An 18,797-nucleotide genomic window follows, 5' to 3' on the forward strand; every position below is an offset into this window, starting at 1 on the left:
ATTTTACTTACTCCAAATCTTTCTCCCCGCTTGGGCATCAATATAACGAATTTCCCGCCTACAATTAAAAGGTTCTTTATGTTTTTCATCTGTCGTTTGTTTGTAAAGTAGTTTGTATTTCGTTTCCTCTGCATCATGATCTAAAAACCATTCTAATTTAACTCGGATAGCCTCTCTGTATATTTCTAACGCTTTTTCTTTAGTTACTTTTGGTGTTATTTCATATGTGAGCAATTCTTTAATAAAGTTGCTAGACTCCCCCGAGTAGTGCATAACAGCACCATTTTCTGCATTGATGTTAATCATAAATTGGTTATACTCTGCCGGAATATCATTTATATATACAGAAAAGATAAATCTTTCAATCCCATCTTCTGCTTCTTCACGTTCCTCCCAAAGACGCAGATATTGTGTGATATCTGGAATAACTCGTTCTAAAAATTGAAGTGCTTTTTGTAAACATTCCTCTCTAGACAGTATTTGCTTTACTTCTTTATCATCTGTCAGTTTTATAAAACCAGTTAATTCATTGGTTAATTTATCAATTTTAACGCTAACTAAATTATTATATTTCAACATCGGTAAATGCTTTTTAAAGAATTCATTCATTAAATATGGATCCTTTTCTTCTTTCTGTTTTTGTAATTCCTCTTTCGGAACAAATTTCATCCTTATTTCATCATCATTTTCTGTCTCATCTACTTTTGTAAAACCTTCTTTATTCCAGTCAAATAATTCGAATACGTCACCTCGTTCGTTACCTTTTTTCGATTTTTCAACAGCTACAGCCGAAGGTAATTTATAATGATCTGGTCCAAATAAATCTTTACCTGTACTTGCATCAATAAACGCATGACTAGGCTCTGGTTCATATACAAGATGGTACCCTTTTACTTCTTCCCCGCTTTCATACTCACATGAAGAGTATGTTAAATCTACAAATACAAGTCTCATATCTTGTCTAGCTTTCAAATTTTCTAAAACGATATTCTCCTCAACAATTTCACTTGGCCATAACGGTTTTTTCTCTATAGCTTTTTGTCCATTGTAATGAAAATGCACAACATTACCTGAAGGGTGCACTCGCACAACGCACCCTGTATTCGGCAATGGATAGCTATTCACTTCTTGCATATAATTTACTTCTTTCCAACCGCGCCTGTCGTCCTTAACCGTTACATATGTATAGAATTCATATCCTTCTTTTGTATATTTTTTCAAGAACGCATTTGCAATCTCTCTTGCCTTCTTCTCCTCTATCGCTTCCTTGCCACTTGAAAAAGAATTTTCATCATCTATCCTAAATTCAATTAAATTACCAGTATGTCTATTTAATGTAATTTGTATCTGTTTCTCCTCATCATCTTTATGTGCCCACCACAATAAATGATACGGGTCATCAACCCCTTCTTGATCATCTACAACAAGCCTATAATCACCTGGAATATCAATAATATGAGCCACTCGCTCTTTTCTCTCTTTATCTTTTTGATTCATTATTCTCCTCCTCAATCTTACAATTTAAGGTAATTATAACAAAGAAAACTAAAATTTATTAACAAAAAAGACTAGAGATATCTCTAGTCTTCTACTTCGTTTCACGATGTAACGTTACTCGCTTTAACCGTGGACAATATTTTTTTAGTTCGATGCGTTCTGGATTGTTTCGTTTATTTTTTTTAGAAATGTAATTACGATCGCCGCACTCCGTACAAGCTAATGTAATATTTACACGCATATTTATTTCTCCTTTCTTTCAAAGATCGCAACTAAAACGTAATGATTACGATTTATATATTATAAAACTTCATTCTATTTGTCAATTGCAAAAACAAGAAGATTCCATTTAGAATCCCCTTGTTTTTATAGTTAAATAAATTTTCTCCCGTATTAACGGGCAGTAAGACCCCCACTGATTAAAAGTTTCACTTTATTAAAACGATTCGTATGTAACAAACTCACTAATCGGCTTTCGATATCCTCGTGGACGAGTTTTAGTCGTATCACTTTTTCCTATCGTAATCATTAAAACAGGTACTATATGCTCCGGCATCTTCAATTCACTTTGTACTGCTTTTTCATCGAAACCAATCATTGGACATGTATCATAGCCATAATATTTAGCTGCGTACATAAAAGTCATCGCGCTTAACGAAGCATTTCTAATCGCTTCATCCTCCATGAAACGCTCTCCTTTTCCTTCATATAAACCTTTCGTTTGCCTAATTGTATCTTCATATTCACATTCATCAATCATTTTTAAAACTTTCATACCGAAGTAAATATTTTCAACATTTTGGTATGCTTTTTTATCACCACAAACGAGCACTACCGCTGATGCACTCGATACTTTATATTGACCAAAAGCTAATTCTTTTAATCTTTCTTTTCGCTCTTGATCACGAATTACAACATAATGTGTGTGCTGCAAATTATAGCAAGATGGAGAAAGCTTAGTTAACTCAAATATTTTTTTAAAATCCTCATCAGAGATTTCTATACCTTGTATAAATTTCATTGCAGAACGTCTAGCAATTGCTAATTCTTTAAAGTTCACCATATATCCTCCTCGATAACTGTAAATTTAAATATACATTAATTTATCCAAATAGATAAATCAAATAAAAATACTTTAAATCGAATAATAATTATGATTAACAGCAAAAAAGACAAAAAGCTGAAACAATTAGTTCATACGAAATTCACACGAATCTATTACTATAGAAACTGTACATAGTGAACTTATTAACAATCACGTTTATTTATATAAAATCTTACTCGAAAGGAGTTGAAAGTATGAAAACTAAATATCGCTTTATGATCTCATCATTTGCTGCTTGCGCTTATATGATTTGGTATTTAGTATAATAACGACCTCACTTGCAAATAGGAAAAGGTGTGTATATAAATGGAATATAATCAATCAACAGTTAACTACTGGAAAGCTTTTGTATTACCATATACATTTGCTTTAGAAGAGTTAAAAACTAAATTTGAAATTATGAACCGGGAAGCTCAATTTCTAGAGGATTACAACCCGTTTGAACATATAAAAACAAGACTAAAACAACCTGAAAGTATTATTAAAAAACTAGAGCGCAAAAGCTTATTACCAACAGTTGAAAATGCTCAAACACATTTACAAGATATTATTGGTATTCGTATTACATGTTGCTTCGTAGAAGATATCTATCATTTGAAAGAAGTCATTCAAAAACGCGAAGATATGGAAGTCATAGAAGTAAAAGATTATATCGCTAACCCAAAACGAAACGGATATAAAAGTTTACACATGATCATTAAATACCCTTTATCACTAAATTCTGGTACAAAAGATGTATTTGCAGAAATTCAGTTACGTACACTGGCAATGGACTTTTGGGCAAGTTTAGAACACAAACTTTATTATAAATATGAAGGGAAAATACCGGAGTATTTAAAAGATGAACTACATGATGCAGCAATGAAAGCTGAAGATCTGGATAATAAAATGGCCACTATTCGTCAAGATATTGATGATATTGAGGCATGCTCAAATCAAATTATGCTACCACTATAAAAAAGGTTCTCGCCAATGAGAACCTTTTTTCTATCATTTTTGGGAAGTACGACTCCACACTTATTAAAGTTTCACATTATTTTTTCTCTATCGTTCGAACCTCTTCAATCTTCCATTTCTCCTCTTCTTTTCCAAGAGCATACTGTACTTTCTTTTGAAGAGTAATACTGTCGTCTACTTCCTTTTCTTTCGTTTCAACAATAACATACCCTACTTTACTAACTTTCATATCTATATGTTCCAATTCAATTTTCTTATTTCCCTTTTGAAATGCGGCTTCTTTTTGTGTTTTTAAGTCTTCAGCACTAGGCATCTTCTTTGAAAATAACTCCATATGTTCTGCAAGATTTTTTTCATTCGTCGTTCGCACAAATGTATGAATAACATCTTGAATAGATCTCTCTTCTTCTTTTGTTATTTGTACCTTTTCCTCAGTTTTTTTAGTAGTAGATTTTTGTGCTACATTATTCTCTTCTTGTTGACATCCAACTAGTAGTACTACAAACACTAAAAGTAACCTTAATTTTCTAAATATTTTTCCCATATTCCCAACTCCTAAAAAGAAAAGTGAGGCATTCCGCCTCACTTTCGCTCTTAATTAGCGTCTTCCTTTATTCGGATCGCCACCGCCAACAATATCAAAGACACGTTTCGCTATATTTGTATTCTCTTGAACGCCAGAGAACAAGTATTTACCTGGACCAAATGCATACACGTTCACATCTTCCCCTGTATGTCCACCTGTTGTCCAGCCTGTAACCGAGCGCTTATTGAAAATATCTTCAATTGCATTATCAATCTTTGTTACATCTTTTGACGGAGCTATATCATTTACAGCTTGAATTTCTTCTGGAGTTAATTGTAAATCAATATACTTTTTCAATGTTTCTTCTACATTTGCACCTTTTGCAATCTCATTTGCCATAAAGTCTGGTGTGCGTTTTGCAGCTTTAATTGGATCTACTTTAAAGTTATACTCGCCATTGGCACCTAAAGATAAGCCACCAGTAGCGTGATCTGCCGTTGCAACAACTAACGTATTTTTATCTTTTTTTGCAAACTCAATCGCTGCTTTGAAAGCTTTTTCGAAGTCTTCCATTTCACTCATTGCACCAACAATATCATTATCATGTCCAGCCCAGTCGATTTGACTTCCTTCCACCATTAAGAAGAAACCATTTTTATTTTTGTTCAAACGCTCAATTGCTGCATTAGTCATTTCTTCTAATGAAGGTGTTTTCTCATTGCGGTCAATCGTTTTATCTAATCCACCTGGTGCAAATAAACCAAGAATTTGATCATTTTTATCATTTAACAATTGATCTCGATCCGTTACATAGCTATAACCAGATTTCTTAAACTCTTCTGTAAGATTACGATCTTTTCTAACAAAGTTCTTTACGCCGCCGCCAAGCATAACATCTACCTTATGCTTCCCTTTAATTTTCTCATCAAAATAATCATTTGCAATTGCGTCCATATTTTTACGGCTAATGTCATGCGCACCGAAAGCAGCTGGTGTTGCATGTGTAATTTCAGAAGTTGCAACGAGTCCCGTTGATTTCCCTTTTTCTTTCGCTTGCTCAAGAACTGTTTTCACTTCCGCTTTATCATTATCAACTGCAATTGCAGCATTATATGTTTTAATTCCTGCTGACATAGCTGTTGCTGCCGATGCAGAGTCTGTAATATTTTCATGTTCATCTTCTGGGTATGTTTTTTGTGTTCCTACAAGATGCTTATCAAATTCTGTAGATTCCATTTCAAAGGTTTTTGGATTATCTTTCATATAACGGTGAGCCGTCATATATGAAGGGCCCATACCATCCCCAATTAATACGATAACATTTTTAATCTTTGCATTGCTTCCGTTCTCATCTGCATTAACCTCACTAGAACGAGTAAAATTCCATGTTGCTACCGAAGTAACTGCTAATGATGCCACAACTGCAAATGGCCATGCTTTTTTCACAAACTTTTTCACTGTCTTGTCCCCCTAATTAGGTTATTCATTTCCCACTATCAAATTTAATGGAAGACTATTAAGAGAAAATTAGCTGTATGTAAATTTTTTGTTAACTTATGTAAATATCAGTTATAATTTGTATAAGTTTGTCTTTTTGTATCAATCATTCCGCCCTTTACAATTTAAATATAAACAAGTTGGATTTCATTTAACGTAAATCTCTTTTTTTACATTTTGACTCTATGTTTATGAAAATAAATAGAAATGCGGTGAGCCTTTATGAAAATAGTAAAGCTAAATGAGTCTTTTATTTTTGAATTACTTAATCTTTGCAAATCTGTTGGATGGTTACACGATGAAATTTTTATGAAAAAACAATTCGAAATGTATCTTTCTATCGGCACACTTGTAGGTTACATTCATGAAAACAAACTCATTGCGACTGGAGGAGTATTTCCCTTTACAAGTAACTTCGCTTCCATTGGTATGTTAATCGTTCACCCTAATTTTCAAGGACGCGGAATAGGGCGCATGTTGCTAAATCATTGCTTGGAACAAATTCATCCAAAACAACCCACTGCACTTATTGCGACAAAAGCTGGCGAACCTCTATACACATCATGCGGATTTCAAACAGCAACAACGATTCATCGTTTTGAAAAGCAAACTATTAAGACGTACCCTTCTCACTTACAACAAGTACAAGAAGAAGACCTTATATCTCTTACTTCTCTGGATCAAATTGCAACTGGTATGAATCGTTCTCTACTTTACTCTTTGCTATTACCAAGGGCCGTACACTCTTTTAAAATTGAAAGAAATAACTGTATAGAAGCTTTTTCATTATGCATACAAAAGGGCAATATATTATGTATCAATCCACTTATCGCCAAGCAAGAAGAAGATGCTATTCAATTATTAAAAAAGATATGTGAATGTTGGAATGGTATAGTACGAATTGATGTCCCACACTCACAATTTACATTCCGTAAATTTCTTCAAACAGAAAATTTCCAAGAAACGCTCCTTTCACCTCTTATGATAAAAAATGGTAGCCAACTTCCTGGAAATCGTAATATGCTATTTGCTATGATAGATACAGCGTTATGTTAGAAAGGAGACACCTAATTGAAGCGATTTAGCTATTTTATGGTAGGTTGTCTTACTCTTACACTATTAGTAGGATGTAGTGCAGCAGAAAAGCCAGTAGAACAAGTAAAACAAGTTAAAAATACAATTACAGCGAAACTAGCTACCGAGGAAAAAATGGTAGAAATAGATGGTCAAACCATTTACTTTAAAAAGATTGGTAATGAAAAACCACCTTTACTTATGATTCATGGCTTTGGAGGGTCATCAGATGGTTTTCAAAAGATTTATTCCGATTTAGCAAAAGATCATACAATTATTTCTGTAGATGCTTTAGGATTCGGGCGCTCATCTAAGCCAATGGATTTTTATTATTCTTTTCCAACTCATGCAAATTTGTATTATAAATTAATGAAAAAACTTGGGTATGATTCATTCGCAATACTGGGGCATTCCATGGGGGGAGAAATTTCTCTAAATTTAACATATTTATATCCTGAAGCAGTTACTCACCTTATTTTAACTGATGCTACAGGTGGCCCTCATACATTCGTTAATAAACAAGGCTCACCAAAACCACAATTGTCGACTGATTTAAATGCCGTTTCTTCTATTACAGATTATGATGAAAGCAAAGTGAAATTCAAACGTAATGATGAAGAGCATTATAATAAAATGAAATTATGGCCTAGACGTCTTAAAATTAATGCAAATGAAATAAAACAGCCAACTTTAATTATATGGGGCAGAAATGATAGTAGCGTATCCTGGAAAGAAGGAGAAACGTATCATCAATTCTTAAAAAATAGCACTTTACATATTATTGAAAAAGGTTATCATGCACCATTTCGCCAAGAACCACAAGAATTTGTCGGGTATGTAAAAGATTTCTTTAAGAACAATCCGATCAAAGTTGAAAAATAACATAAACGGGTATCTCATTTTGAGATACCCGTTTTCATATATTAAGCAGCTTGCTTTTGGCGTTTTTGAGTTTTTGATCCTAATACTTTCGGGATAACGAAGCCATCCATTCCAAATTTCCCAGCGTTCATACCGGAAACAAGAACAAACATAGATAAGATAACCATCTCAGGGTTCACACCAATTGACCCACTAAACATATAGGAAAAGTTCATTACAAGGCCAAAAAAGACCGCTGTTTTTGTTAAACAGCCTACAATTAAACCAATTCCGACTAAAATTTCTCCCCATGTTACAAGTGTATTAAACAAATCTACATTTGGAATTGCAAATTCTTGTAAGAATGATGCCCACCAAGATTGAACAGCCGGTTGTGCACCTTTAGATTTTTCAATTGCCCCTTGCAAATAACCTGTTGCATCGAATCCTTTTCCTTGTAGTTTACCGATTCCTGCCATTAACCATGTGTAACCAAGATATACTCGAATTACTGCTAATACAAAAGAAACTGCTTTGTTTTCTCTTAAAAATTGAATAACCATATCTTCCTCCTAAAGTTGTAATTAAGTTAGTTACAGATAATATAATAACATTAGTTACTTATTTTTCAAATGTTAATTATGAATAATCTGTGACATGCGTATGAAACATTAAAAACTAATGTTTATATAGTAACTTTTATTACCTGTAAAAACTTGAACATATCATACCACAAGTGATAATCATTTTCATTGAAAAAATGTAAAAAAAATGTGAGTTAAATGTGAAACACGTTTATTCGAATATAGAATAAACGTGTTTCACACTAATTATAGAATCGAAATGTATGTGTCTCCTCATCAATTAAACTCGCTTCTTGAAACGCTTCTTCTAACGTTTTCCCATGGTTAATAACCCCATAAAATAAGCGTATAGTAAACATAAGTGCTGCATTTCCATCTACATAATCAATCGATCCAATATATGATTTCGCCCCACTATGTAAAAAAGATTTTGCTAGATTTTTCTCCCCTAACGTGCACCCGCTATTTACAATATGTGTATTATGCAATTTTGCATATTTATAAATTTCTTCTGTACCAAAATACCCTCTCGGTTCATCTTGTTCATATACTTCTTCGCCTAACTCTTCCATGACAAACTTCCCTTCTTCACCATGAAAGCAAAAAATAATATAATTAATATCGTTAAATAAGTTCTTTCCAGAAAGAACTTCCACAAAATCTTTCGGTCTACCAATCCAATATGTCACAACCCTTGCACCAAAATATTCAAGAGATGCTCGGATTGATTGCGCCTCTAAATCCGAATTAAAACCAACTACTAATGCAATATTCAACATACAACCCCCATCCTATAATCAGCCCTTATCAATCAGAATTTTATGGGATAAATCCATTTCATATATGCCCGTTTCTTTCAAAAAATCTGATCTAGTTAAAACGACTTTCTGTAAATATTGCCTATATGCTGTAATTGTTCCATCGTGAGATACAATGCAAATTCTTTCAGCACCCAGTTCATAACACCAAAGAAGAAATTCATTTACTATTTGCTGAAAACTATTCTCTGAAATAGTGTTTATACCTTCCTTCCATAACTGATTATTTGAGCTTTTCTCTATCGAAAAATGCGGAAATAACTTTGTTATCATTCCCTGATCTACTATATAATCGCACGGTAATGTTTTCGCTCCTTCTCGATAAGGAAAAATACGCGGGGATACATATGGATGGACGATTTTTTGACAAGCAACTTTCGCACTCCATATTGTCGCCGTTTGCAAAGTTCTAAGTGTAGGGCTAACAATTAATATATCCGTTTCTTGCAATGGTACATCAAGTTGAAGTAATTTAGCTTGAGCCTTTCCTACTCTCGTCAATGGTGGGTCAAACACTTGTAAACTTTCTGGTAAATCCGTTGTATGTTCACCTTCACCATGCCGAACAAAAACGATTTTCATATTCAGCCTCCTCTTACTATAAAATCCTCACACATATTTCTTCCCTATTGCATTCTTTATTCCTGCTGTATAAAAAACGATATGTAAAAAAGGTTTGACACTAATCTTTGTAAAATATTACAATATCACATGTAAAATACTTTTTACACCGAAAGGAGAATTACATATATGAAATGGATAATTGTCTTTATTGGAATGATTGTATGGGGATATATAAACGGCTTCTTTAGTAGTGATAAAACTGCTAATCCTTGGATTACAGATGATGAACGTGAAACAAAAATTAAACAAAAAGCAATTGCGGCAAGCTGGTCCGGTGTTTTTATGTTTTGTACCATTAGCCTCTTAAATAAATGGTTAGGTTTAAGCACAAACGATAAATCACCGTACTTACCAGACCCTATCGCAGCTATTTTAAAGGAAAATGTAGAGTTACAAGTTTTACTCATGCTATTTGTTATGTATGGAATATTTTACTTACATTATCGAAGAAAATTAAGTGCCTAACTTCTAACTCATGATTATCCTCCTAAATGGTTATAGTAATTAGGACGAAATGAAAGGAGCGATAGAAAAATGAGTAACTCGAATGACTTTTTAGATACACTGCATGAAAAACAAGCAAAAGATGAACAAAATAGAAAGCGCCAAGGGAACGGAAACCCAGCGAAAAAAAAGCCAAATAAAACGCATAAATAACAATAAAAAACTGCCTAAAATGATCTTTTAGGCAGTTTTTTATTGTTATTTCACCGAGATGACATTTTCCCAATTCCATTTCTCATAATACCACGCTGGTACATCTATATTTTCAATCCACTTCTTTTCCTGTTTCCCATCTTTATGAACAAGCCATACATCCGCTTTCTTACGGTCTGAACGTATCCAAATTAATTGATTACTCTTCTTCATGAAGATCGGGTGGTAATCCCCTTGCTTGTTCGTTTTCTTTGTGATTTGATGCTGTGCATTACTTGTACTATCGACCTCATACAAAGATGGTAGTGGCCTTTTTTCTGGTGGAGTTTCTATCCCTGCCTCTTTTGCTCGTGAAACGATAATTACTCTATCGTTCTTCCATACAAAATCCCAATCAACATATCCTTTCGGCGTAAATATGTTCTGCTGAAGTGCTGGCAATTCCTTTACTTTTAAATGCTTATTTTCTAATGCAACTCTTCCGCTCCCTTCAATATAAGCTAATATATTTTTTGATGGTGCCCATTGAAACCATTGTGCGTTTAATAACATTTGATCTACTTTTTCAAACCGACTGCCATCTGCACGAACTAAGCAAAGCGTATTACTATCAGCTGACCATGAAGCTGTCGGTACTGCTAAAAATGAAATCCACTTTTGGTCTGGTGACCACTTAAAGCCACTTGCTACTAGCGCTAGGAAATCATCATGTTCATTTGGCAATGCATACAAATGCTTCATTTTGTGAGGATTCATATGTGCATCTTTTTGCACTTCATATAGCTGAGCACCTGTCCATCCTGTTGGAAGTAAGTGCGCTTCAGAGGATACAAGAAAGTTCTTTCCATCGGGGTACCATGCATAATCCCCTACACCAGCCGATACATTTTCAAAATCTGCATTCTTTTTTTCTACATCAAATGTATTTAATGTACCTGTAAATATAAATGCAATTATATTTTCTGTTGGTGACCATTGATAATTTGATGCTTCTGAGTGAAACGGCGTAACTTTCTTTCCATCTTTCATCCGATATAACTCAAGAATACTTTGTTTCTTCCCTTTTACATATGCTAGCCACTCCCCATCATATGACCACTTCGGCCCTGTTATGTACTCTCCTTTTGTAATCTGTATTTCTTTCCCATCAACTTTAATCCAAAGGTTATGATGACGAATAAAAGCAACTTTCACACTATTATTTTCTGCACTAGTAATAGTGATAGAAAATAAAAACATAAACAACACTACACTACCACTTACTATTAGCCTTTTCATACCATCACTCCATTTCCCTCATAGCATTCCTCACTTTCTCCCTACAATATGTGAAAAATATCGATTCGACATAATCAGAAAAAATTTCCCAAGAAATTTTCAATTCATAGAGGATTGGTATGAATTATGTCGAAAGTATAGTTTATCCAACATTTATATTTATAATTTTTAACTAAAATGCAAGATTTTATTTCTGAATATTAGCACTTTTATTAGGGGGAGTATCAATGAAAAAAACTACATCTACACTATTAAGCATGGCGCTTGTCTTTTCTAGTTTTGGAGCTTTAAGCGCTCATGCTGAATCACTACAAAAGGAAAAGCAATTTAGTCCACAATTAAAAACAACGATTGAACAGTGGGGAGAACATAAAATTGCTCAAAATGTTGAAACGAAAACAACAAAAGAAATATCAGTAATTGTAGAATTGCAACACGCACCTCTCGCTGCTCAAAGTAATATTCAGCATGCTCCAGATTTCCAAAATAGTAATGCGCAGTCTTATCATGCTGAGCTAAAAAAAGCACAAGAAAATACGACTAAGAAAATAAAAGAAAAAGCACCTGGTGCAAAAATTAAAGAAGTGTATAATACGTTATTTTCCGGATTCTCTATTTCAGTTCCTGGAGATCAAATTACCTCTCTTGCCTCTTTACCTGAAGTAAAAGCAGTCTATCCGAACTTAACATATAAATTGCATGAAACATCAAAAAGTGCTACTAACGAAGAAGCACCAAATATCGGTGGACCGACAATTGGTGCACCTGAAGCGTGGAATTTAAAAGATCCATCTGGCAAACCGCTTGATGGAAAAGGCATGAAAGTAGCCATTATCGACTCTGGCGTAGACTATACACACCCTGACTTAAAGGCAAATTATATCGGTGGATATGACACGGTTGATGAAGATAACGATCCAATGGATGGTAACGTACATGGTACTCATGTAGCTGGAATTATTGCAGGTAACGGAAAAATTAAAGGCGTTGCTCCAAACGCTTCTATTCTAGCCTATCGTGTAATGAATGACGGTGGAACTGGTACAACAGATGATATTATCCAAGGGATTGAGCGAGCGATTCAAGATGGTGCGGATGTGTTAAACCTCTCCCTTGGGCAGGATTTAAATGTACCTGATCAGCCTGTAACATTAACGTTAGAACGAGCAGCGAAACTTGGTGTTACTGCTGTCGTTTCAAATGGAAATGACGGACCAAAACCTTGGTCTGTTGATGCTCCCGGTAACGCAAGTAGTGTCATTTCTGTTGGAGCATCTACGGTTTCTATCCCGTTTCCAACATTCCAAGTAGCTGGTTCCAGCAAAACATATCAAGGGTTACCGTTATCAAAATCCGATTTTCCAATAGGAAATGATTCCCCTCTTGTATATGTTGGTTATGGCAATCCAAGTGATTATGCAAAACAAGATGTAAAAGGGAAATTCGCACTTATTTTACAAGGTACTTCTAGTACATTAGTAAAAGCAGAACAAGCGAAGCAAGCTGGTGCACTTGGTGTGTTATTAATCTCTAGCGAAAAAGAAATTAATATGATGCCGGAATATTTTTCACGTGAACATCTAGCTGTCCCAGTAACGCAATTATCAAATACAAATGGGGAAGAATTAAAAACTTTAATTACAAAACGAAAGAAAAACATAAAAATTGGACAACCAAAGCAAACAGAACTTATCGGTAACTTTAGTTCAAGAGGACCATCACAAGGAAGTTGGCTAATAAAGCCTGATGTTGTTGCACCTGGAGTACAAATTACTAGTACAGTACCGCGAGGCGGCTATGAATCGCATAACGGAACAAGTATGGCTGCTCCGCAAGTAGCTGGAGCGGTTGCCCTCTTGCGTCAAATGCATCCTGATTGGACGACAGAACAATTGAAAGCGGCTCTTGCCAACAATGCCAAAACATTACATGATGTCAATGAAAATACATACCCTGTTATGGCACAAGGATCTGGTTTAATTAACATTCCGAAAGCAGCTCAAACAAATATATTAGTAAAACCTAACAATGTCAGCTTCGGTCTTATTAAGCCCAATAGCGGAAAAGTAAAACTGACGCAAAATGTTACATTACAAAACCTTTCTAGTAAAAAGAAAAGTTTTTCAACTCGTGTGGAATTACTAGATGCAAACACAAAAACAAAAGTAAAAGCTTCTGTCCCTTCATCGATTAGCATACAACCGAATAGTAGTACCGAAAAACCATTTACTATCACTGTAGATAACTCACTACAACAAGGTGTATATACTGGAAATGTATATGTAAAAGAACAAGGGGCAAAAGAAGAAATTCGAATTCCATTCACATTTAGTATCGATCCTAAAGATTATAAACGTATCGATGGACTTGAAATTATTAATTCTACTTTTAGCCCAAATGGCGACCACGTACTAGATGATAATCTCATCAACTACTATTTAGTTGCGCCTGTGGATGATATCACATTGCATGCAAATTTAGTTACGAAAGAACATGTAACGTATCAAGGGATTATCCATCAAGCTAAAAATGCAACTCCTGGGTATAAACCTTTCAAATGGAATGGTACAAAAGCAGATGGCACTCCTTTAACTGACGGGCTATATCAAATTGAAGCAGTTGCTTCTAATTCTGGCGGAGAAACAAAGCAAACAGCTGCTGTATTTCTTGATCGAACTGCACCTAAGTTAACACACGAGGTTGACCAAGAAAATCTTGTAATTAGAGGAAAAGTTGATGATATTCTACTAGATTGGATGTCAGAATCTGGTTGGATAGCACCTGGTATTCCAGTGAGAATGCAATATGAAATTAACGGAAATGGTGTATGGGAACAGGCATTCCTGAACCCTTGGGAGAAAAGCTATGACATTTATTTCGATCGCACTCAATTACACGAAGGAAAAAATACTATTCACATTGTAGCAACTGATGCAGCTGGCAATACCTCTAATTTAACTGTTAATTTAGAAGTGAAATAAAGTGAAATTTTAATCAGTGGAGATTTCGTTCATCCCCACTGATTATTAGCCTTCACCAATCGGGGGTTCACGAGCAGTTAGGCTCCCATCTTACTTCTTTACTTCTTTACTTCCACTGAATTTTGAGGTAGGAATTTTACTGCTCATTAACACGGGATAAAAAATTTTTGTTGACAATTTTTTTAATATAGTTTTATAATACAAAACATAGTTTAGTTGAACGAATTATATATCGGCTTTGAAGGAATGCTAGTAGCGACTTATATCACTGTCTCAGAGAACTGATGGTTGGTGCGAATCAGTACATATACAAGCGTGAATTACAATTCTGGAGCTTCTTTCCCGTAATGCTTTTTATGGCATGAAGAGAAAGACGGATCTTTCCGTTATCGTAAAGTGAGTGGTAAACAATTAGTTGTTTACAAATAGGGTGGTACCGCGATTTTTATCGTCCCTATCGGATTTTCCGATAGGGACTTTTTTGCATCCATCCTCTTACACAATTTCATATATACGCGTTGAAAGAATCGCAGTAGTATCTTATATCCCTGTTACAGAGAGCTAATGGTCGGTGGAAATTAGCACATATATAAGTATGAATTACAATTCTGGAGCTTCTTTTTCGTAGTGCTTTTATGCATGAAGGAAAAGACGGAATTTTTCCGTTATCATTAATTGAGATGTAAGTATATTTTCTCTTACAAATAGGGTGGTACCGCGATTCTTTCGCCCCTATCGGATTTTCCGATAGGGGCTTTTTCTATTTCTCACAGAAACATATGTTAAATAATTCCGAATCTTATGATAAAATTTTATAAGCGCTTACAAAAATGAAAGGAGGTGATACAAGCTATACGAAATCGATATTCAATTTTATTGAAAAAAAAGGAGGATGTCTAAATGACAAAGAAAACAGAAATCCCATCGCATTTAAAACCATTCGTATCCACACAACATTATGATCAATACACACCGGTGAATCACGCTGTGTGGCGTTATATTATGAGACAAAATCATAGTTTCTTAAAAGACGTTGCTCATCCAGCCTATGTGAACGGACTACAATCATCTGGTATTAATATAGATTCAATTCCAAAAGTAGAAGAAATGAATGAGTGTTTGGCACCAAGTGGCTGGGGCGCTGTAACGATTGACGGACTTATTCCCGGTGTAGCATTCTTCGATTTCCAAGGACACGGATTACTACCAATCGCAACAGATATTCGGAAAGTAGAAAATATCGAGTACACACCAGCTCCAGATATCGTACACGAAGCCGCAGGACACGCACCGATTTTACTTGATCCTACATATGCAAAATATGTGAAACGTTTTGGGCAAATTGGTGCAAAAGCTTTCTCTACAAAAGAAGAACATGATGCATTTGAAGCTGTTCGTACATTAACGATAGTAAAAGAAAGTCCTACTTCTACTCCTGATGAAGTTAAGGCTGCTGAAAATGCTGTAATCGAAAAACAAAACTTAGTTTCTGGTTTATCAGAAGCTGAACAAATTTCACGTCTTTTCTGGTGGACAGTAGAATATGGATTGATTGGAAATATAGATGATCCAAAAATATATGGTGCTGGTCTCCTTTCTTCTGTTGGCGAAAGCAAACATTGCTTAACAGACGCTGTAGAAAAAGTTCCATTTTCTATCGAAGCATGTACAGGGACAACTTATGACGTAACAAAAATGCAACCACAACTATTCGTTTGCAAGTCCTTTGAAGAATTAACAGATGCGCTTGAAACATTTTCTAAAACAATGGCCTTTAAAACAGGTGGAAAAGAAGGTTTAGAAAAAGCAATTCGCTCTGAGAACTATGCAACAGCTGAGCTAAATAGCGGATTACAAATCACAGGTACATTTAGCGAGACAATTGAAAACGATGCAGGTGAATTAATTTACATGCGAACAAATTCGCCAACGGCATTAGCGCTTCATAATAAACAGTTAGCGAATCATTCTACTTCTGTACACAGTGACGGATTTGGAACACCGATTGGATTACTTACTGAAAATATTGCATTAGAAAATTGTACAGACGAACAACTACAATCATTAGGAATTACAATTGGAACTATCGCTGAGTTTACTTTTGCAAGTGGTATTCATGTAAAAGGAACAGTAACAGATATTGTGAAAAACGATAAGAAAATTGCTCTTATTTCCTTTATCGATTGCACAGTTACTTATAACGCCCGCGTTTTATTTGATGCTTCATGGGGCGCATTTGATATGGCTGTTGGCTCACAAATCACTTCAGTATTCCCAGGTGCCGCAGATGCAGCAGCATTTTTCCCAATGGATGAAGAAGTTCAAGAAATTCCTGCTCCGCTTGTACTGAATGAACTCGAGCGTATGTATCAAACAGTTCGAGATATTCGAAGTGAGGGGATTTTACACGACGCGCATATCGATCAATTAGTAGCAATTCAAGAAGTATTAAATAAATTTTATGCGAAAGAATGGTTGCTGCGCCTTGAAGTATTAGAGTTACTTTTAGAGCATAACAAAGGGCATGAAACATCTGCAGCATTACTACATCAACTTTCTACTTTCACAACTGACGAAGCTGTAACACGCCTTATTAACAATGGTCTTGCGTTACTTCCAATAAAGGATGTGAAAAATGATGCTAAGATTAACTGAAGAAGAAGTTCACGAGGAATTATTGAAGGTAGATAAATGGATGGTAAAAGATGAGAAATGGATTGAACGAAAATATATGTTTTCCGACTACTTAAAAGGAGTCGAATTTGTCTCTGAAGCCGCCAAACTATCAGAAGAACATAATCACCATCCATTTATCCTTATCCAGTATAAAGCAGTTATTATTACTTTGTCATCTTGGAATGCAAAAGGTTTAACGAAACTAGATTTTGAGCTTGCAAAACAATTTGATGAACTATTTTTACAAAACGAAAATGCAATTATAAGAAAATAAAAAAGAGAAGCCTTTTTAGGCTTCTCCTTTTATTTTGAAATGGATACAATGTCCAAATGGATCCTCGACTTGTAATATTCCATCTTTGTACGTAGCAATCTTGCCAATATTTTTTAAGCTTTCACATACTTGTTCTTTTTGTTTTTCATCCGCTAGTACAATTGTGAAATATTTCAAACCAACAGAACCTGGCATTTGCGGTGGTACCCCTTCACCTTGCCATGTATTTAAACCGATATGGTGATGATAGCCACCTGCTGATACGAACAACGCTCCATTACGAGCTGGGATCGTTACTTCAAAACCAAGACCATCAACATAGAAACGTTTCGCTTCCTCTAAATCAGCTACATGGAAATGAATATGCCCCATCACAGTACCAGCTGGAAATCCACTCCATGTACTTCCTTGCTGCAATAATTCTTCACCAGCTAACGGGTTACTAACAAATGGGAGCTCTCCATTCTCATCACGCCAAACTTCTTTTTGTCGATCATGATAAATTTCAATCCCGTTTCCATCTGGATCAGCTAAATAAAGAGCTTCACTAAAGTAATGATCGGCCCCGCCATGTAGTGGATATACCATTTCTACAAGATGACGAAGAACATTCGCTAAATCCTGCCTACTTGGTAATAAAATTGCGTAATGATATAACCCTGTTCTTCCTCTTTGCTTCGGAAAAGCTTCTTTCTTTTCTTCAATGATAAGAAGTGGTTCATCATTTTCATTCCCAAATGTAACGACTGCTTTTTCTTCTTTTAGCACCTTCATACTTAGTACTTCCGTATAAAACTCTAGTGATTTCTTTACATTAGATACGTATAAATGAACAACATCAAGTGTTGTATTGGGATGAAGTTGAAAACTCATCTTGTTAGCCTCCCCCATTTAAATTATTTCTTCTTTGACATTTTTTCTTTTAAGAAATTATCTACAAAACCATCAGCTTTTGCAACAAATAAGTATGCACCCATTGCTAATAATGCAAGTTCTAATTCGAAACCAGGATTTTTTCCATCTCCCAATAAACCAGCTGACCATTTCACTTTTACGATTGCTCCAACCATAACAAGTGCAAATAATAATCCAATATATCTTACACCTAAACCTAGAATTAATAATAGGCCTCCAACTAATTCAAATGTTGCTACACCGTATGCAAGTCCTCCTGGTAAACCAATGCTTGTAAACCACCCTGCAATATTGTCAATTCCTGATTGGAATTTTGTTAAACCGTGCATGAAGAATGTTACCCCTAACACGATACGAATAATTAAGTTACCAATATGTTGATTCATTTCTTTCTCTCCTTTATAGTTTTATTATATAAAACTTTTATTCACATTACAAAACATACACTAATTTTTTTTATTCGTCAATTCATT

Annotated in this window: 19 protein-coding genes and 2 other annotated features; of the genes, 8 read left to right on the plus strand and 11 right to left on the minus strand. The window is 34.9% G+C overall.

Translation table 11 applies throughout. The annotated features are described in order from the left end of the window. Positions 1–3: 3 nt before the first annotated feature. The 3 genes from MKY21_RS21855 to MKY21_RS21865 all read right to left on the minus strand — a co-directional run bounded on the left by MKY21_RS21855 (position 4) and on the right by MKY21_RS21865 (position 2,560). Entirely contained in the window at positions 4–1,497 is a 1,494-nt protein-coding gene (locus tag MKY21_RS21855) for a YcdB/YcdC domain-containing protein (protein WP_016118643.1), read from the minus strand. A gap of 91 nt (positions 1,498–1,588) precedes the next feature. After that, positions 1,589–1,738 (minus strand): 50S ribosomal protein L33, encoded by a 150-nt coding sequence (rpmG, locus tag MKY21_RS21860; RefSeq protein ID WP_001265617.1) that lies wholly within the window; start codon positions 1,736–1,738, stop codon positions 1,589–1,591. A gap of 195 nt (positions 1,739–1,933) precedes the next feature. Next, positions 1,934–2,560 carry a nitroreductase family protein gene (locus tag MKY21_RS21865; RefSeq protein WP_061663047.1) on the minus strand — a complete coding sequence of 209 codons (627 nt, stop codon included), beginning with the start codon at positions 2,558–2,560 and terminating at the stop codon, positions 1,934–1,936. Between the two features lie 348 nt (positions 2,561–2,908). On the opposite strand from MKY21_RS21865, the gene MKY21_RS21870 reads away from it, so the two are divergent. Beyond that, positions 2,909–3,559 carry a GTP pyrophosphokinase gene (locus tag MKY21_RS21870; protein ID WP_000456230.1) on the plus strand — a complete coding sequence of 217 codons (651 nt, stop codon included), beginning with the start codon at positions 2,909–2,911 and terminating at the stop codon, positions 3,557–3,559. Between the two features lie 76 nt (positions 3,560–3,635). Here the strand turns inward: MKY21_RS21870 and MKY21_RS21875 are convergent, their stop codons facing one another. Next, positions 3,636–4,103 (minus strand): hypothetical protein, encoded by a 468-nt coding sequence (locus MKY21_RS21875; protein WP_016118645.1) that lies wholly within the window; start codon positions 4,101–4,103, stop codon positions 3,636–3,638. Between the two features lie 54 nt (positions 4,104–4,157). Next, positions 4,158–5,543 (minus strand): alkaline phosphatase, encoded by a 1,386-nt coding sequence (locus MKY21_RS21880; RefSeq protein WP_098616182.1) that lies wholly within the window; start codon positions 5,541–5,543, stop codon positions 4,158–4,160. A 261-nt stretch (positions 5,544–5,804) separates the two neighbouring features. Here MKY21_RS21880 and MKY21_RS21885 point away from each other — a divergent pair, with 261 nt between their 5' ends. Together MKY21_RS21885 and MKY21_RS21890 are read left to right on the plus strand one after the other, a co-directional pair. Then, on the plus strand, positions 5,805–6,638 hold the full coding sequence (locus MKY21_RS21885) for a GNAT family N-acetyltransferase (RefSeq protein ID WP_044795873.1): 834 nt from the start codon (positions 5,805–5,807) through the stop codon (positions 6,636–6,638). 15 nt (positions 6,639–6,653) lie between these two features. Next, positions 6,654–7,538 carry an alpha/beta fold hydrolase gene (locus tag MKY21_RS21890; RefSeq protein WP_000819810.1) on the plus strand — a complete coding sequence of 295 codons (885 nt, stop codon included), beginning with the start codon at positions 6,654–6,656 and terminating at the stop codon, positions 7,536–7,538. A 41-nt stretch (positions 7,539–7,579) separates the two neighbouring features. On the opposite strand, the gene MKY21_RS21895 is transcribed toward MKY21_RS21890, so the two are convergent. From MKY21_RS21895 to MKY21_RS21905, 3 genes are all read right to left on the minus strand, one after another. Beyond that, positions 7,580–8,080 carry a DoxX family protein gene (locus tag MKY21_RS21895; RefSeq protein WP_000236612.1) on the minus strand — a complete coding sequence of 167 codons (501 nt, stop codon included), beginning with the start codon at positions 8,078–8,080 and terminating at the stop codon, positions 7,580–7,582. 263 nt (positions 8,081–8,343) lie between these two features. Next, positions 8,344–8,880: a hypothetical protein gene (locus MKY21_RS21900; RefSeq protein WP_000931924.1), complete on the minus strand. Its 537-nt coding sequence runs from the start codon at positions 8,878–8,880 to the stop codon at positions 8,344–8,346. An 18-nt stretch (positions 8,881–8,898) separates the two neighbouring features. After that, the gene (locus MKY21_RS21905) at positions 8,899–9,501 is read right to left on the minus strand and encodes a histidine phosphatase family protein (protein ID WP_098616180.1); all 603 of its coding nucleotides are present in this window, start codon (positions 9,499–9,501) and stop codon (positions 8,899–8,901) included. A gap of 168 nt (positions 9,502–9,669) precedes the next feature. Between MKY21_RS21905 and MKY21_RS21910 the strand changes: the two genes are divergently transcribed. Next, on the plus strand, positions 9,670–10,008 hold the full coding sequence (locus tag MKY21_RS21910) for a hypothetical protein (protein ID WP_000871145.1): 339 nt from the start codon (positions 9,670–9,672) through the stop codon (positions 10,006–10,008). 69 nt (positions 10,009–10,077) lie between these two features. Next, a complete protein-coding gene (locus MKY21_RS21915) occupies positions 10,078–10,200 on the plus strand; it encodes a DUF4023 domain-containing protein (RefSeq protein WP_000071861.1) in 123 nt (40 codons plus the stop codon). Positions 10,201–10,245: 45 nt separating this feature from the next. On the opposite strand, the gene MKY21_RS21920 is transcribed toward MKY21_RS21915, so the two are convergent. After that, positions 10,246–11,478 (minus strand): TolB family protein, encoded by a 1,233-nt coding sequence (locus MKY21_RS21920; protein ID WP_016118647.1) that lies wholly within the window; start codon positions 11,476–11,478, stop codon positions 10,246–10,248. 227 nt (positions 11,479–11,705) lie between these two features. Here MKY21_RS21920 and MKY21_RS21925 point away from each other — a divergent pair, with 227 nt between their 5' ends. From MKY21_RS21925 to MKY21_RS21935, 3 genes are all read left to right on the plus strand, one after another. Beyond that, positions 11,706–14,459 carry a S8 family peptidase gene (locus MKY21_RS21925; protein ID WP_341077363.1) on the plus strand — a complete coding sequence of 918 codons (2,754 nt, stop codon included), beginning with the start codon at positions 11,706–11,708 and terminating at the stop codon, positions 14,457–14,459. 229 nt (positions 14,460–14,688) lie between these two features. After that, positions 14,689–14,918, plus strand: a binding site (T-box leader). Between the two features lie 50 nt (positions 14,919–14,968). Further along, positions 14,969–15,196, plus strand: a binding site (T-box leader). Positions 15,197–15,359: 163 nt separating this feature from the next. Beyond that, positions 15,360–17,114: an aromatic amino acid hydroxylase gene (locus MKY21_RS21930; RefSeq protein WP_000163212.1), complete on the plus strand. Its 1,755-nt coding sequence runs from the start codon at positions 15,360–15,362 to the stop codon at positions 17,112–17,114. Beyond that, positions 17,095–17,409: a 4a-hydroxytetrahydrobiopterin dehydratase gene (locus MKY21_RS21935; protein WP_000979538.1), complete on the plus strand. Its 315-nt coding sequence runs from the start codon at positions 17,095–17,097 to the stop codon at positions 17,407–17,409. Before MKY21_RS21930 ends, MKY21_RS21935 begins: the two co-directional genes overlap by 20 nt. Before the next feature lie 15 nt (positions 17,410–17,424). On the opposite strand, the gene MKY21_RS21940 is transcribed toward MKY21_RS21935, so the two are convergent. Then, a complete protein-coding gene (locus MKY21_RS21940; protein ID WP_000009857.1) occupies positions 17,425–18,282 on the minus strand; it encodes a VOC family protein in 858 nt (285 codons plus the stop codon). Between the two features lie 23 nt (positions 18,283–18,305). Beyond that, the gene (locus tag MKY21_RS21945; protein ID WP_001071552.1) at positions 18,306–18,710 is read right to left on the minus strand and encodes a DoxX family protein; all 405 of its coding nucleotides are present in this window, start codon (positions 18,708–18,710) and stop codon (positions 18,306–18,308) included. Positions 18,711–18,797: the final 87 nt, after the last annotated feature.

Source organism: Bacillus sp. FSL R9-9497, from assembly GCF_038005805.1.
Taxonomy (GTDB): Bacteria; Bacillota; Bacilli; order Bacillales; family Bacillaceae_G; genus Bacillus_A; species Bacillus_A cereus.